General features: G+C 34.5%; 15 protein-coding genes. All 15 read right to left on the reverse strand.

Going from position 1 to position 14342, the window contains the following annotated elements; all coding sequences use genetic code 11:
* Nucleotides 1–79 precede the first annotated feature (79 nt).
* Nucleotides 80–1117 carry a glycosyltransferase gene (locus PSR14_RS28310; protein ID WP_098486917.1) on the reverse strand — a complete coding sequence of 346 codons (1038 nt, stop codon included), beginning with the start codon at nt 1115–1117 and terminating at the stop codon, nt 80–82.
* A gap of 68 nt (nt 1118–1185) precedes the next feature.
* The gene (locus tag PSR14_RS28315; protein WP_098486916.1) at nt 1186–1941 is read right to left on the reverse strand and encodes a glycosyltransferase family 2 protein; all 756 of its coding nucleotides are present in this window, start codon (nt 1939–1941) and stop codon (nt 1186–1188) included.
* A 19-nt stretch (nt 1942–1960) separates the two neighbouring features.
* Nucleotides 1961–2653: a sugar transferase gene (locus PSR14_RS28320; RefSeq protein WP_098486915.1), complete on the reverse strand. Its 693-nt coding sequence runs from the start codon at nt 2651–2653 to the stop codon at nt 1961–1963.
* A complete protein-coding gene (locus tag PSR14_RS28325; RefSeq protein WP_098486914.1) occupies nt 2653–3768 on the reverse strand; it encodes a DegT/DnrJ/EryC1/StrS aminotransferase family protein in 1116 nt (371 codons plus the stop codon). Before PSR14_RS28325 ends, PSR14_RS28320 begins: the two co-directional genes overlap by 1 nt.
* Before the next feature lie 23 nt (nt 3769–3791).
* A complete protein-coding gene (locus PSR14_RS28330; protein WP_098946366.1) occupies nt 3792–5603 on the reverse strand; it encodes a nucleoside-diphosphate sugar epimerase/dehydratase in 1812 nt (603 codons plus the stop codon).
* A gap of 59 nt (nt 5604–5662) precedes the next feature.
* On the reverse strand, nt 5663–6544 hold the full coding sequence (gene galU, locus PSR14_RS28335) for a UTP--glucose-1-phosphate uridylyltransferase GalU (protein WP_098486912.1): 882 nt from the start codon (nt 6542–6544) through the stop codon (nt 5663–5665).
* Between the two features lie 246 nt (nt 6545–6790).
* Nucleotides 6791–7558 carry a tyrosine-protein phosphatase gene (locus tag PSR14_RS28340; RefSeq protein WP_098486911.1) on the reverse strand — a complete coding sequence of 256 codons (768 nt, stop codon included), beginning with the start codon at nt 7556–7558 and terminating at the stop codon, nt 6791–6793.
* A 109-nt stretch (nt 7559–7667) separates the two neighbouring features.
* Complete coding sequence (locus PSR14_RS28345; protein WP_098486910.1) at nt 7668–8369, reverse strand: CpsD/CapB family tyrosine-protein kinase; 702 nt, start codon at nt 8367–8369, stop codon at nt 7668–7670.
* Nucleotides 8359–9102, reverse strand: coding sequence for a YveK family protein (locus PSR14_RS28350; protein WP_098486909.1), 744 nt, complete (start codon nt 9100–9102; stop codon nt 8359–8361). The genes PSR14_RS28345 and PSR14_RS28350 overlap by 11 nt, the downstream gene beginning before the upstream one ends.
* Before the next feature lie 275 nt (nt 9103–9377).
* Nucleotides 9378–10055, reverse strand: coding sequence for a CpsD/CapB family tyrosine-protein kinase (locus PSR14_RS28355; RefSeq protein ID WP_000467928.1), 678 nt, complete (start codon nt 10053–10055; stop codon nt 9378–9380).
* A 366-nt stretch (nt 10056–10421) separates the two neighbouring features.
* Nucleotides 10422–10856, reverse strand: coding sequence for a 3-hydroxyacyl-ACP dehydratase FabZ (fabZ, locus tag PSR14_RS28360; protein WP_000931956.1), 435 nt, complete (start codon nt 10854–10856; stop codon nt 10422–10424).
* A 424-nt stretch (nt 10857–11280) separates the two neighbouring features.
* Nucleotides 11281–12282 (reverse strand): rod shape-determining protein, encoded by a 1002-nt coding sequence (locus PSR14_RS28365; protein WP_000457987.1) that lies wholly within the window; start codon nt 12280–12282, stop codon nt 11281–11283.
* 161 nt (nt 12283–12443) lie between these two features.
* Nucleotides 12444–12716, reverse strand: a complete 273-nt coding sequence (spoIIID, locus tag PSR14_RS28370; protein ID WP_000544012.1) for a sporulation transcriptional regulator SpoIIID — start codon at nt 12714–12716, stop codon at nt 12444–12446.
* A 306-nt stretch (nt 12717–13022) separates the two neighbouring features.
* Complete coding sequence (locus PSR14_RS28375) at nt 13023–13157, reverse strand: hypothetical protein (RefSeq protein ID WP_000008903.1); 135 nt, start codon at nt 13155–13157, stop codon at nt 13023–13025.
* A gap of 141 nt (nt 13158–13298) precedes the next feature.
* On the reverse strand, nt 13299–14204 hold the full coding sequence (locus PSR14_RS28380; protein ID WP_001214940.1) for a M23 family metallopeptidase: 906 nt from the start codon (nt 14202–14204) through the stop codon (nt 13299–13301).
* Between the last annotated feature and the right edge of the window lie 138 nt (nt 14205–14342).

Here is a 14342-nt window from a genome sequence, read left to right on the forward strand (position 1 = left end):
ACCTTATATATGATCCGTCTAAATTAAATTTAACCTTAACAACACTTAATTTATCCTATTGACATAAATACATAATCATTTACATATTTTGGATAAAATCACCAATAACCTTTTCTGGTAAAAACTCCTCGGCTCTCTTCAAACAATTCTCTTTCATATTTTCCATATTTTCAGGGGCATCTAATGCTGAATTTAAAAGTAATTCTAATTCTGATAAATGCATAAAATTATATATATGCCCTGTTACTCCTTCAGTAATAACTTCATCTGCTGAATTCCATTTTGATGCTATCACTGGAATTCCAGCAGCATATGCATCAATAATAGTGCCTGGTATCCCTTCAGTTTTAAAATGTGTTGGGAATAGTAATACAAAATAGCCTTTCAAAATCTCTACACTTTTATCAAAATCTACACTACCTTTATATGATATATAGTCCGGGAAACTATGTTGTAACTCTTCAAATCTTTCTTTATAGTCTTCTTCAATTTGCCCATATATATCAAGTGTAAGCTTCACTTCCCCTCTTAAGGTATTAATATTCTTTACTACCTTTACCGCATCCTCAATTCCCTTTTCTTTCATTACCCTAGAAAAAGTACACAACTTTAATGGCTTTCCATTTGAGAAACAAAGTTCATTTTTTGAAAGAATATTTAAACGCTTAAAGTTTACAAGCTTTTGCACATTATTTAGGCCTATTTGCTGAAGCGATTTTATCATACTGGTTGTTTCTGCATATACTCCATCTAACTTGCTGACTTGATTTTTAAGTTTTTGTTTTTCACTTAACAAATTAGGTAACCATCCACCAATAACAACATAATGTAACTTCCTTTTATATATCTTATTTAAAAATAAGAACAATGGTACAAAGACACTAATTCCATTTTGCGCAGGTAAAATGATTATATTCTCACAATTCCGGATTAAAAAATAACAATCCAAAAATAACTTAAAAGGATTTTTTTTCCACCCATGGGTATCAACTATGTTTACATCTTGTGTTCCAAGGGCTAGTCTTAATTCTTTAGTTAGTAATTTCGTTTTTACCGTCTGACCATTAAGGAGATTTTTTTCGCTCCCAAAGTGTCCACATACACCGACTTTATACATAAAAGCACCTCAATAGACAATTTCCATATGTCCCTAATTTTCTAAAAAAATTTTCACAAAAAAGGTTTTTAAAAATAATGCTTTTTCACTGCATTAATTCCATAAAAAAAGAAATAGTAAAGACATTTGGGCAATGATAATTTCTCAATATTTCTACAGTTATTCCAATGATTTTTAGCAGCCTTAAATTTATCATTTGAAATTGAACCTTCAACTTTTCTATAATAAGCTAAGCTTTCATCTAAACCATATGCTAGATTCCCTTCCCTGAGAATCTTAGCCCATGTCATCGAATCATGATCTTTCTTTACATTAATCAACCTTACTTCTCCTACAATGTCAACGTTAATCATAACGGTCAATGTACCTATAATTGTATTTTTCATAAATTGGCTATAATTGAGCTGAGAAGGAACCTTAATAACTTTATTTTCTTCTTCTTTTAAAATCTCATATCCTGTAAACGAAAATCCTATATTATCCTTAATCATGAACTCTAATTGTTTCTGCAACTTATCAGGCTTCCACATATCATCTGCGTCTAAGAATGCAATAAAATTTCCATTTGCTTTTTCTAAAGCTTTATTTCTTGCCACCGCAGCACCAGCATTTTCATCCAACTTAAAGTATTTAATCCGCTCATCTTTAAATTGGCTTATAACTTCTGCAGTGCTATCTTGGGAACAATCATCAGCAATAAACATTTCCCAATTTTCATGTGTTTGTGATAGCACACTTTTGATAGTATCACCTATGTATTCTTCAGAATTATATACAGGGGTGATTATTGAAACTAAAACATCTTTTCTATTCTCATTTATCATTTCCGCACCATCTCTCGTATCATCCTAATTTTCTGCTCTCTTCTATTTTTCTAATGTACATTTCTTTATCAATCCGACCTATCCTTAACAAATAATCACCAAGATCTTCGGCTGTTTCCATACCTTCAGTACTTATTCCATCCCTCTTAAACACCTTAGAAATTGTTATAAAAATTATTCTCCAATCTCCTAAAAAGGAAATATCATTAATATATTGCAAATCAAAATTCAATTTTTCTTCCCAAGTAACACAATTTCGACCATTAACCTGAGCCCAGCCAGTAAGACCCGGCAAAACATCATGTCTCTTTCTTTGTTCTTGAGTCATAAACACCATATCTCGGACCAATTGAGGTCTTGGTCCTACTATTGACATATCCCCTTTAAGAATATTAAATAACTCTGGTAACTCATCGAGTGAAGTAGAACGCAAAAACTTACCAAATTTCGTTAGCCTTATATCATCTGGAAGCAGTTCACCACTAGCATCTCTTTCATCCGTCATCGTTCTAAATTTATACATCATAAAAATTTCTTCATTAAGTCCTGGTCTTTTTTGTTTAAATAAAACTGGGCTACCTAATTTCGTTTTTACAAGTATAGAAACTATAAGAAACACTGGACTTAATACTACAATAGCAATTAAAGATAGTATAAAATCCATTGGTCTTTTTATAAACCGTCCATAGATGCCAACTTTAGAACTCTTCATTACGCTATCCACAACCCTTTAATAATTTTCACAACTCTATATAAATCTTTATCTGTCATTTTTGTATCACTTGGTAGGCAAACACCATTCTCAAAAAGTTTCTCCGACACATCTGTACCAACAAAATCATATTTCTCAAAGAATGGTTGTAAGTGCATTGGCTTCCAAACTGGTCTAGATTCAATATTTTCTTTTTCAAGAGCTTCCATTACATCAATTGGGCGAATCTTACCGTTTAGTGTCATAGAACTTAGCCAATAGTTTGGTTCGTTCCACTCATTACTAGGCATAAATTCAATACCTTCAAGCCCTTCTAATTCTCTCTTATAAAAATCAAATATGTATCTTTTCTTCTGAACCCTTTGATCTAACACTTTAAGCTGTCCTCTACCAATACCAGCAACTACATTACTCATGCGATAGTTAAAACCTAATTCACTATGTTGGTAATGTCTTGCTTGATCCCTACTTTGAGTAGCCCAGAACCTTACCTTTGAAACCCTTTCTTCATTATTAGAAACAAGCATACCACCACCAGAGGTTGTAATAATCTTATTTCCATTAAAAGAGAAAATACCATAATCACCAAAACTCCCAGTATGCTTACCTTTATAGTACGTTCCTAAAGATTCTGCAGCATCTTCAATTAAAGCCACATCATACTTTTTACAAAGTGCAACAATCTTATCCATATCCGCAGAAAGACCATATAAATGAACTACTATAACTGCCTTTACGTTCGGATATTTTTTAAAAGCTTCTTCTAAAGCTTTAGGACACATATTCCAAGTTTCATAGTCACTATCTATGAAAACGGGAGTAGCATTTTGATAAATGATAGGGTTTGCAGTAGCTGAGAATGTAAGTGTTTGGCAGAATACAATATCTCCCTCCCCTACCCCTGCTGCTTTTAAAGCCAAATGAATTGCAGCTGTTCCAGAAGATAACGCTGCAGCTTCTTTAGAACCAACTTTCTCGGCCAGCTCTCTTTCAAATCCGTTTACATTTTCCCCAAGTGGCGCAATCCAATTTGTATCAAAAGCTTCCTTAACATAATGCATTTCATAACCTTCATCACTCATATGTGGTGATGAAAGAAATATTCTGTCTCCCATTTAAAAAACTTCCTTCCCTTAAATTAGTTTTTAAGATTAACTTTATTATTTGCAATATCTAATAATCGTTCTCTTATTTCTTCTTTACTAATTCCTTCAAAATCATTCATAAACTGTCTTAGAATTGCTTGATCCATTAAAACAGCCTTTCCTATGTGAATTTTAGGGAATATTTGTTCTGGATGAATCTCACCCTCATTTAATAACTCTTCATACATTTTTTCACCTGGTCTTAATCCAGTAAATTCAATTCCAATTTCTTCAATAGAATACCCCGAAAGGGTAATTAAATTTTTAGCTAAATCCACGATCTTTACTGGGTCTCCCATATCGAGAACAAATAATTCTCCACCTCTAGCTAATGTACCAGCTTGAATTACTAGCCTAGAAGCTTCTGGTATTGTCATAAAGTAACGAATCATATCAGGGTGAGTAACTGTTACAGGTCCGCCTTTTTGAATTTGCTTCTTAAATAGCGGGATTACACTTCCCCTACTTCCAAGAACGTTACCAAACCTAACAGCTACAAATCGCGTACCTGTACTTACAGACGCCATATGTTGAACAAGCATTTCAGCAAATCGTTTCGTAGCCCCCATTACGTTCGTTGGATTTACAGCTTTATCTGTAGAAACCATAACAAACGTATTTACTTTAAATGTATCTGCAGCTTCTGCTACATTTTTTGTGCCAAAAATATTGTTTTTTACAGCCTCTTCAGGATTACGTTCCATTAAAGGTACATGTTTATGTGCCGCGGCATGATATACGATATATGGCTGATGTTTTTTCATAATTTCAAAGATTTTATGTCTATCTTGAATATCAGCAATTTCTGTCGTAATTTCAACTGTATCTTTATAAGTAACTCGCATTTCCATTTCGATATTATAAATGCTGTTTTCACCATGTCCTAAAAGGACAATTTTTGCTGGTTTATATTTCATCACCTGACGACAAATTTCTGAACCAATTGATCCACCAGCACCTGTTACTAAAATTGTTTTACCAGCAATTTTTTCTCCAATTCCTGCATCATCTAATTGGATTGGCTCTCTTCCTAATAAATCTTCCACTTGTACATCTCGGAATTCATTAACAGAAACTTTGCCATCTAAAAGATCTTCAAGCATTGGTACAATTTGCGTTTTCGCCTTCGTTTTTCTACACTTCTCAAAAATCTCGTTTATTTGATTTCTATTTAATGAAGGAATTGCGATAATAATATGTTCTATATCATTATCTTCTACAATTTCTTGAATATGATTTGTTGTACCAACAACCGGCACGTTATAAATCTCCAACTTTTGTTTATTTCTATCATCGTCAACAAATGCAATTGGATATAGATCTGCTTCTTTATTATGTTGCAATTGACGTACCACCATTGTCCCTGCTGAACCTGCGCCAATAATTAATGTTCGTTTTTTATCAGCAGCTTTTGTAATATATGTATCGCGGAACATACGCCATACAAAGCGAGAACCACCAATTAATAATAAGTGTAGCATCCATGCGATTGCTAAAATTCTAACGTAAATATCATGATTTATAATTTGTTGTACAATTGCTGTTACTAAAATTGATAGCGTAATTGCCTTAAATATTTGTTTTAATTCACCAATACTTGCATATTCCCACGCCTTGTTATAAAGCTTATAAATAGCAGCAAAAATATGATGACTACACAATAATGTAATAGAACTAATAATTACTGTCGTAGGAATTTTGCTTAATATATTTGGATGTATGAACCAATAACTTAAATACACGGCAGTTAATACAATAAATGAATCTAATAAAATTAATAATGAGAGCCGTTTTCGATAACTCAATATACATGTTCCCTTCTTTATATAATTCTTATCTTATTCATAATAAAAAGGCCATTCTCTTATGAATGTACCTCTTCTTTTTCTACAAGTTCTTTCATATACTTCATTAACTCTACATTTAATTCTTCATTTTGTAGTGCCATCTCAATTGTCGTCTTAATAAATCCAAACTTCTCCCCAACATCGTAACGAATACCTTCAAAATCATAAGCAAATACACGTTGAATTTCATTTAAACGTTGAATTGCATCTGTTAACTGAATCTCTCCACCCGCACCTGTTTGTTGATTCTCAAGAAACATAAAGATTTCTGGTGTTAATACGTAACGACCCATAATCGCTAAATTAGATGGTGCTGTACCTTCTGCTGGCTTTTCAACAAATTGACGCACTTGATAACGACGTTCATTTTTTTCAATTGGATCGATAATACCATAACGATGTGTTTCATTTTCAGGTACTGTTTGTACACCGATAACTGACGACTGTGTCCCTTCATATTGATCCATCAATTGACGTAAACATGGCGTTTCAGCTTGTACAATATCATCACCAAGCAATACCGCAAATGGTTCATTTCCTATAAATTTACGCGCGCACCATACCGCATGTCCAAGTCCTTTCGGTTCCTTTTGTCTTATATAATGAATATTAATTCTTGAAGAAGCTTGTACCTTTTCAAGCATTTCATACTTTCCTTTGTCTAAAAGGTTTTGTTCTAATTCAAATGAATGATCAAAATGATCTTCAATCGCACGCTTTCCTTTTCCAGTAACAATAATAATATCTTCAATTCCTGATTCTATCGCTTCTTCTACTATGTATTGAATTGTTGGTTTATCAACAATTGGTAACATTTCTTTCGGCATTGCCTTTGTTACCGGTAAAAATCTTGTCCCCAGTCCCGCAGCTGGAATAATTGCTTTTCTTACTTTTTTCAAATCTAGTCCCCCCAAAATATATTAATTCATCCATATGTAACAATAACAAAAACCCTACTTATAGGGTCGTCTTTACAACTCCATAAGTAGAGTTTCTAACATAAATAAATTATGGGCATTTAACCCATCCTCACGTCATACTCCCGACGACAAGCGTCTAAGGTAGGTTCGAAATAAAAATTTCTACCCACAGCACGACCGAGTGCCTCCGTTGATAACGGTTAGGAGACATCACCAATTCTTTATTTAAAAAATACCAAACAATTTTTTACGACGAATTTGTTCTGGATCTTCTTTATAAATTGCTTTCCCGCTAATGATTAAATACGGATTCTCTCTTAAATCATTCATAACAGTTGCACCGAATTCTTTCTCTATTAGTTCATAGCTTTCTGCTAAATGAAATCCTCTTGACGTTGTGTTATGTGCATCTGATGCAATCATATGTGTTAAATTGTGTTCAACAAGTTGTAGTGAAAATTTTTTAATTTTTTTCCCGAATTTACCTAGGAGACTTCCCGCCGTCACTTGTGTTAAAGCTCCCTTATTTACGAGGTTATATAACTTATCTGGCCGCTCAATTAACTCGGCATTACGTTCGGGATGAACGATAATTGGGATCATTCCTTTTACACGTAGTTCATAAAATAGTTGTTCTGTATAGCGAGGTACATGATTAGATGGAAATTCAATGAATATGTATTTGTTTGTTTCATTTAAAGTAACGATTTTACCAGCTTCATAGTCTTCTAATAAATCACCGTATAACCTGACCTCTTGCCCCGGTAAAATGGTAAGTGGAATATTATGTTGTTGTAATTCATCATTTAATTGCTTCACTTGATGAATAATAGAAGTACGCTCATTTACATATTTTCCATTTTGATGATGTGGTGTTGCGACAATTGTATGTATGCCTTCTGCCACAGCTTGCTGTGCCATCGCTAAGCTATCAGTTACTGTTTGTGCACCGTCATCGATACCAGATAAAATGTGGCAATGTAAATCAATCATTTGTTTGTCCTCCCTCGCTTATAGTAATCTTTTTTCCCTTGAATATGAGATATTCCTCATATTCAAGGGAAAAAAGGAGATATGTTCTTCCCATATCTCACTCTTTTCATTAATTTGCACCGTAGTAATAATATAAGCCCTGTTCACGTTCACGATCGTTCAGAACAACACCTAACAATTTACCTTTTGCAGATTCTAATAATCCTTTTGCTTTTAGCGCTGTTTCCTTTTCTGTCGCTTCACTACGTACGACAAGAATAGATGCATCACATACATTCGCCATAATTTGCGCATCTGTAACAGCTAAAATCGGTGGTAAATCGAAAATAACTAAATCGTACGTACTGTATGCTTGTGCCAGAAGCTCCTGCATTGATTTTGAGCCTAATAATTCTGCTGGATTCGGTGGAATTGGCCCACACGCTAAAAAGTGTAAATTCTCTACAGATGTAGTTTGTACACATTTTTCTAAACGTTCACTATGTGTTAATACGTTCGTCAATCCGAAAATATTATCAACTTGGAACATTTGATGCATCGCCGGTTTACGCATATCTGCATCAATTAATAATACTTTCTTACCTTGTTGAGCAAATACAACTGCCATATTCGCTGTCGTCGTTGTTTTCCCTTCACTTGGGTTCGCAGACGTCACCATTAACGAATGTAAATTTGTATCAACAGACGCAAACTCAACATTCGTTCGAATATTACGATATTGTTCTGAAATCGGTGATTTCGGTTGTTGATGAGCAATTAATTGACGACGCTGACGATGATTTTTTTTCTTTTTAAATAAATTAAGAGCCAATTGTTTGTCCCCTCACTTTTCTTGATGATGGAGCGTGCGATTTCACACTTGATGTTTCTTCATCCATGCGAGCAACAATACCTAACACTGGTAAACCAAGTAAGTTCTCTACATCTTCTTCTTTTTTCACTGTGTTATCTAAGTATTCTAGTAAGAATGCAAGACCAACTGAAGCCATTAAACCAACAACGAAGGCAATTGCCACATTTAACATCGGACGTGGTTTGATTGGCGATTGATTTTCCGCAACTTCTGCTTTCGATAACACTGTTACGTTATCGACATTCATAATTTTTGCTATCTCACCTTTAAAGACTTCAGCTGTAGTATTTGCAATATCACGAGCTAATCTCGGATCCTTATCTTGAGCCATTAATGTAACTACTTGTGAATCTTTCTCATTTACCACTTCAATTTTTTTATTTAGTTCTTGGATGGTAATATTTAAACCTTGTATTTCCTTAACCTGTTCTAAGATTACCGGACTTTTAATAATAACCTTATATGTATTTGTTAATTGAACATTCGTTTGCACTTCATTGTACTGAATTGCTGCTCCTTCTTGCTTTTTCTGGTTAACAAGAATTTGCGTCGAAGATTGATAGATTGGTGTCATAAAGAAGAAGCTAATGATAGCACTTACAATAGCTGCACCAAAGGCGATTACGAGGATCATTGCTAAACGTTTTTTTAAAATATGAAATAACTCTTTCAAACTAATTGTTTCTTCCATAAGTTCCTCCAACTTTCTAAAATTTGCACATAAGAAAAATTATAACATATAAATCTTACATTTTTTATTTTGATTGATTTCGTTCGACATTTATTCACATCAAGCACATATAATCTTACAAAATAATCTTAAATCTGACAACACATTCCAACAAATTCCCAAAATTTCCATTATATCATGTTTTTTATATAATTCAATTATATACTTTACAAAAATTCGAAAAAGCCGATAAAATTATTTATCAGCTCAGAATTTACTATTCTACACATTATTTCCTAATAATATCCATATTGTTCCTTTTCTTCTCTCTTATCGTTTAAAACGACACCAAGTTGTTTACCAGATGCCTTGTCTAATATTTGCTTCACCTTTACGATTTTATCTTTTTCTGTTTTTTCACTACGTACGACCAGTACAATTCCATCACATTTATTTGCAAGTATTTGTGCATCGGTAACCGCAAGGACTGGTGGTGTGTCGATTAAAATAATATCAAACATGTTATATGCTTCTAGTAATAGCTCGTCCATTGCCCGGCTACCTAATAGTTCAGCCGGGTTTGGCGGGATTGGACCTGAAGTCATTAAGTATACATTCTCTATATCTGTTTTTTGAATACATTGCATGAATTTCGCTTGTCCTGATAATAGGTTCGTTAAGCCATTAGGGCTATGAACAGCAAATAAGTTTTGAATTGTTGGCTTACGTAAGTCTGCTCCAATTAACAATACCTTTTTCCCTTGTTGACCGAAAACAACTGCTAGATTGGAAACGGTCGTTGTTTTTCCTTCACCCGGATTTGCCGAAGTGACAACAATAGAACGGATACTGCTATCTATAGATGTAAACTCAATGTTTGTACGGATGTTACGGTACTGTTCCGCAATACGTGACTTAGGCTCTTTATGTGTAATTAATTGTCGTAATGGTTTTCTTTTTTTTCTCCCGAACATGGTATGATCTCCTCTTTTCAAAATGCGACACTTTCCCCTTTATCTCTCTATGTTCGATATGCTACGCTCATTTTTCATTTTTTTATACTGTTAATTTCCCCCATCACTTTCCTCTACACTTCATCATAACCAATCATAATAAGCTTTGTCCTAGCTCATACCCTTTATAATGTGACAACCGCGTCTCTATTTTTATCGCGCTATCATTTATCTTAGTTTCAAGATATTTATAGCGTCATTATATACGAACTTCCATTCATTTACAACAAGAATTCTGATTAATCTGTATTTTAATATTTCGGATAAAAGATATATGAATTAAAAAAATTCTCCTGCATGTTGCAGAAGAATTTTTTTAATTCACATCTATTCTTTTTTATCACCAATCGCAAATGTAATTTCAGCTTCACAAGCAATTTCACCATCTACTGTTGCGATTGCTTTTCCTTTTCCGATTGGACCACGTACACGTGTCATTTCTACTTCTAGGCGAAGTTGATCACCTGGACGTACTTGTTTTTTGAAACGACAATTGTCGATACCTGCGAAGAAAGCAAGTCTTCCGCGGTTTTCTTCTTTCTTTAATACAGCAACTGCTCCAACTTGTGCCAATGCTTCTACAATAAGTACACCAGGCATAACTGCGTAGTCAGGGAAGTGCCCGTTAAAGAATTCTTCGTTTGCGGATACATTTTTAATTCCAACCGCCCTTTTCCCTTCATCTACTTCTAATATTTTATCAACAAGTAAAAATGGATAGCGGTGAGGAATGATTTCTTTAATTTGTTCTATATTTAGCATATAACAATCGCCCCTTTTGTAATATTGGTCTTACCACTTGGACATATTGTCTATTATCCCATTTTGTTTATTGTTTGTCATTATAAAGTGAAACTTTACTTCCTATTTATAAAAAAATGCATACACTCTATTCTCTTAAAATAGTTGCATATCCTTGCAACTGACACGGAGGTAGAAAAGAGTGTATGCCCAGATTAGGGAAAGGCAATATGTATTAACACATGATTTGCCTTAATGTCGTATTCGACTCATTATATTATAAACGTTTTCAAATACGGAAATATTAAATTTAACCATATATATGAATATTTTACCTATATTCTTCGTTTTTCTTTATTTTTCTTCTATTTTCTCAAAAAATCGAAATAAAAAAATAAAAATACAAAAAAAAGGAACTAAGGTTTACACCTTAGTTCCTTTCACTTTATCGTAAAGCACGCTTTGGTAATCTATCGATATTCTCTAACATAATACCTGTACCAACCGCAACGCAGTGCATTGGGTTTTCAGCAATTAATACTGGTACTTTTAGTTCTTCTGCTAGGAGCATGTCAATGCCGTGTAGTAAAGCTCCACCGCCTGTTAGAATGACACCGCGGTCGATGATGTCCGCTGATAATTCTGGTGGTGTGCGCTCTAGTACGCCTTTTGCAGCTTGTACAATAACAGCTGCATTTTCTTTTAATGCTTCTGTAATTTCTTCTGAGCATACTGTAATTGTGCGTGGTAAACCTGTTACCATGTCACGTCCGCGAATTTCAAGTTCTTCGCTACGTGCACCTGGGAATACTGTACCAACTTTAATTTTAATATCTTCTGAAGTACGTTCTCCGATTAATAGCTTATACTTACGTTTAATGTAGTTTAAGATCTCCATATCAAACTTATCGCCAGCCATTTTGATAGAGGAAGAGGTAACAATATCACCCATAGATAGTACAGCGATATCCGTTGTACCTCCACCAATATCAACAACCATGTTACCGCTTGGTTGGAAGATTTCCATACCAGCACCAACTGCGGCTACTTTTGGTTCTTCTTCTAAAAATACTGTTTTACCACCTGAACGTTCAGCAGCCTCACGAATTGCTTTTTGTTCTACTGATGTGATATTTGTTGGACAACAAATTAAAATGCGAGGTTTTGAAAAGAAGCTCTTTACGTCCAATTTGTTAATGAAATACTTTAACATTGCTTCTGTAATTTCGAAATCTGCGATTACACCATCTTTTAGTGGACGAATGGCTACAATATTACCAGGCGTACGTCCCACCATACTTCTTGCTTCTTCACCTACTGCTAATACTTTACCTGTGTTACGATCAATAGCAACAACAGATGGCTCATTTAATACAATACCCTTACCTTTAACATGGATTAATACGTTAGCCGTACCTAGGTCAATTCCGATATCTCGCGCAAACATTCCCGTTTTTTCCTCCTCGATATTCAAAATCAGGTTACACCCGAATTCTTTTACACCTAATTTCTGATTTTATCATAAATTTAACAGAAACGTAATATTCGCAAAAAGAATTCTTCTGAAAAATATTACCGAATTGAAACGGAATGTTTGCAATCGCATACTTATTGACGTACCGGCTTTTCTACATCTTCTTTTCTATACTTTTGCTTTGTTGCTTCTCCGCCTCTTAAATGACGAATAGACTTATGATAATCAAGAATTTCTTTCACTTCATTTGCGAGCTCTGGATTAATTTCTGGTAGACGTTCCGTTAAATCTTTATGGACTGTACTCTTTGATACCCCAAATTCCTTTGCAATGACACGCACTGTCTTTCTTGTCTCCACGATATACTTACCAATCTTGATAGTTCTCTCTTTGATGTAATCGTGCACACCACTCGCCTCCCTAAATTGGATGTGAGAAGGGTGAAATGAGCCTCGCTGCATACGACTTAGAAGTAAGTGTGAGTGCTGTTTGTAAGCGTTAAACATTCTTGGATTTATAATGAAATGATTCACGATTTCTCACCTCAAACACTCTCTTTGCTTTGGTTTATACCATTGTATTGCCCGCACTACTGATATATGCTACATGTTCACTATTTTTGCGGACTAAGTTAAGAAAAATTACGTTTTTTGTGAGAAATACGTTAACAGTGACTATTTTGGCGAAAAAAATGACACCTTGTATACAAGGTGTCATTCTTCTCGTTCTAACTCTTCTTCTAACAATTGATGGTGGGGAACCTCTTTCTTACCGGCAATGTAATAATATAAAGTAAATAAAACAAACAATAAAATAATAGCAGTCGACAGAACAAACAAAAATGACACAGTATCCCCTCCTTTTTGTAATATATATTCGAGAATCTCGTCATTTTTCCTTGTTATTGCAACTTTTTTCTCGAAATTGAGTATTTTTATATGGAAATAAAAAAATCAGCTCTCCTAGTGAGAACTGATTTTTTCACTTTCTTATTCTTGTGAAGAAGAACTGTTAGATGATTCTGTAGAACCATTTGTTGATTTTTCTTCTTTCTTCGGTTCTTCTTTTTTGTCACCAGTTGAACCGCTAGTTGATTTCTCTTCTTTTTGAGACTTGTCTTCTGTTTTACTTTCTGGTTTCGTGCTCGTTGACTTTTCTTCTTTTTGAGATTTGTCATCAGCTTTTTTACCAGAAGCGTTCGTTGCCTTTGCAGCACCTGCATCAGCTTTAATTTCTGCTACTGACTTATTTAAGTAGCGCTCAGGGTTCACAGCCACATTGTCTTTACGTACTTCAAAGTGAACATGAGAACCTGCTTCTTTATTCATGGCACTTAGACCGGATTTTCCTAATACTTCACCTTGTACAACTCGTGCACCTTTTTCTACTTTTACACTGCCTAAGCTTTGATAAGAAGCTGCTACACCATTTCCGCTATCAACTGTTACAACATAACCAAGAAGTGAATCTTTTTCAGCTTTCGTTACTGTACCACTTAAAGCAGCTGTAACATTGAATTCTTTTCCATTCTTCGCAGCAATGTCAATTCCTTTGTTCGGGGAATATGTGTTGTTATAAAAGACAAGTGCTTTTTCTTGTTCCGCCTCAGTTGCTGCATCTTCATAGAACTTCTTCTGTACAACTACTTCCGCATTAGCAGGAGCTGGCATTTTCACTACTTCTGAAGACTTCGTTACTGGTACTGCTGGATCTTCCGTTTGTGTATACGGCGTTGCTTGATCTTGGTTCGGAGTCTTCTTCGGATTAGCTCCTTGGAACCATAGCGCAACCATTAAGATTACCGCTGCACAAGCAATGTATAGTGCCGGAAATACCCATCTTTTTTGAAATAAATGTACTACCTTTTGCGACTTTTTATTATTTCTTCCTCGCATTCCATCATCACCTCAGCAATCATTTTGAACAATATTCACGTATCCTATACAACGTATAACTAATTACTTTTCGACAAAATCTGTAAAAATATGTATAGGAATTACAAAATTTCCGAGGAAATGATAGAAAAAAGAAAA

Source organism: Bacillus sp. A01H (assembly GCF_045277205.1).
GTDB classification, from domain to species: Bacteria; Bacillota; Bacilli; order Bacillales; family Bacillaceae_G; genus Bacillus_A; species Bacillus_A paranthracis.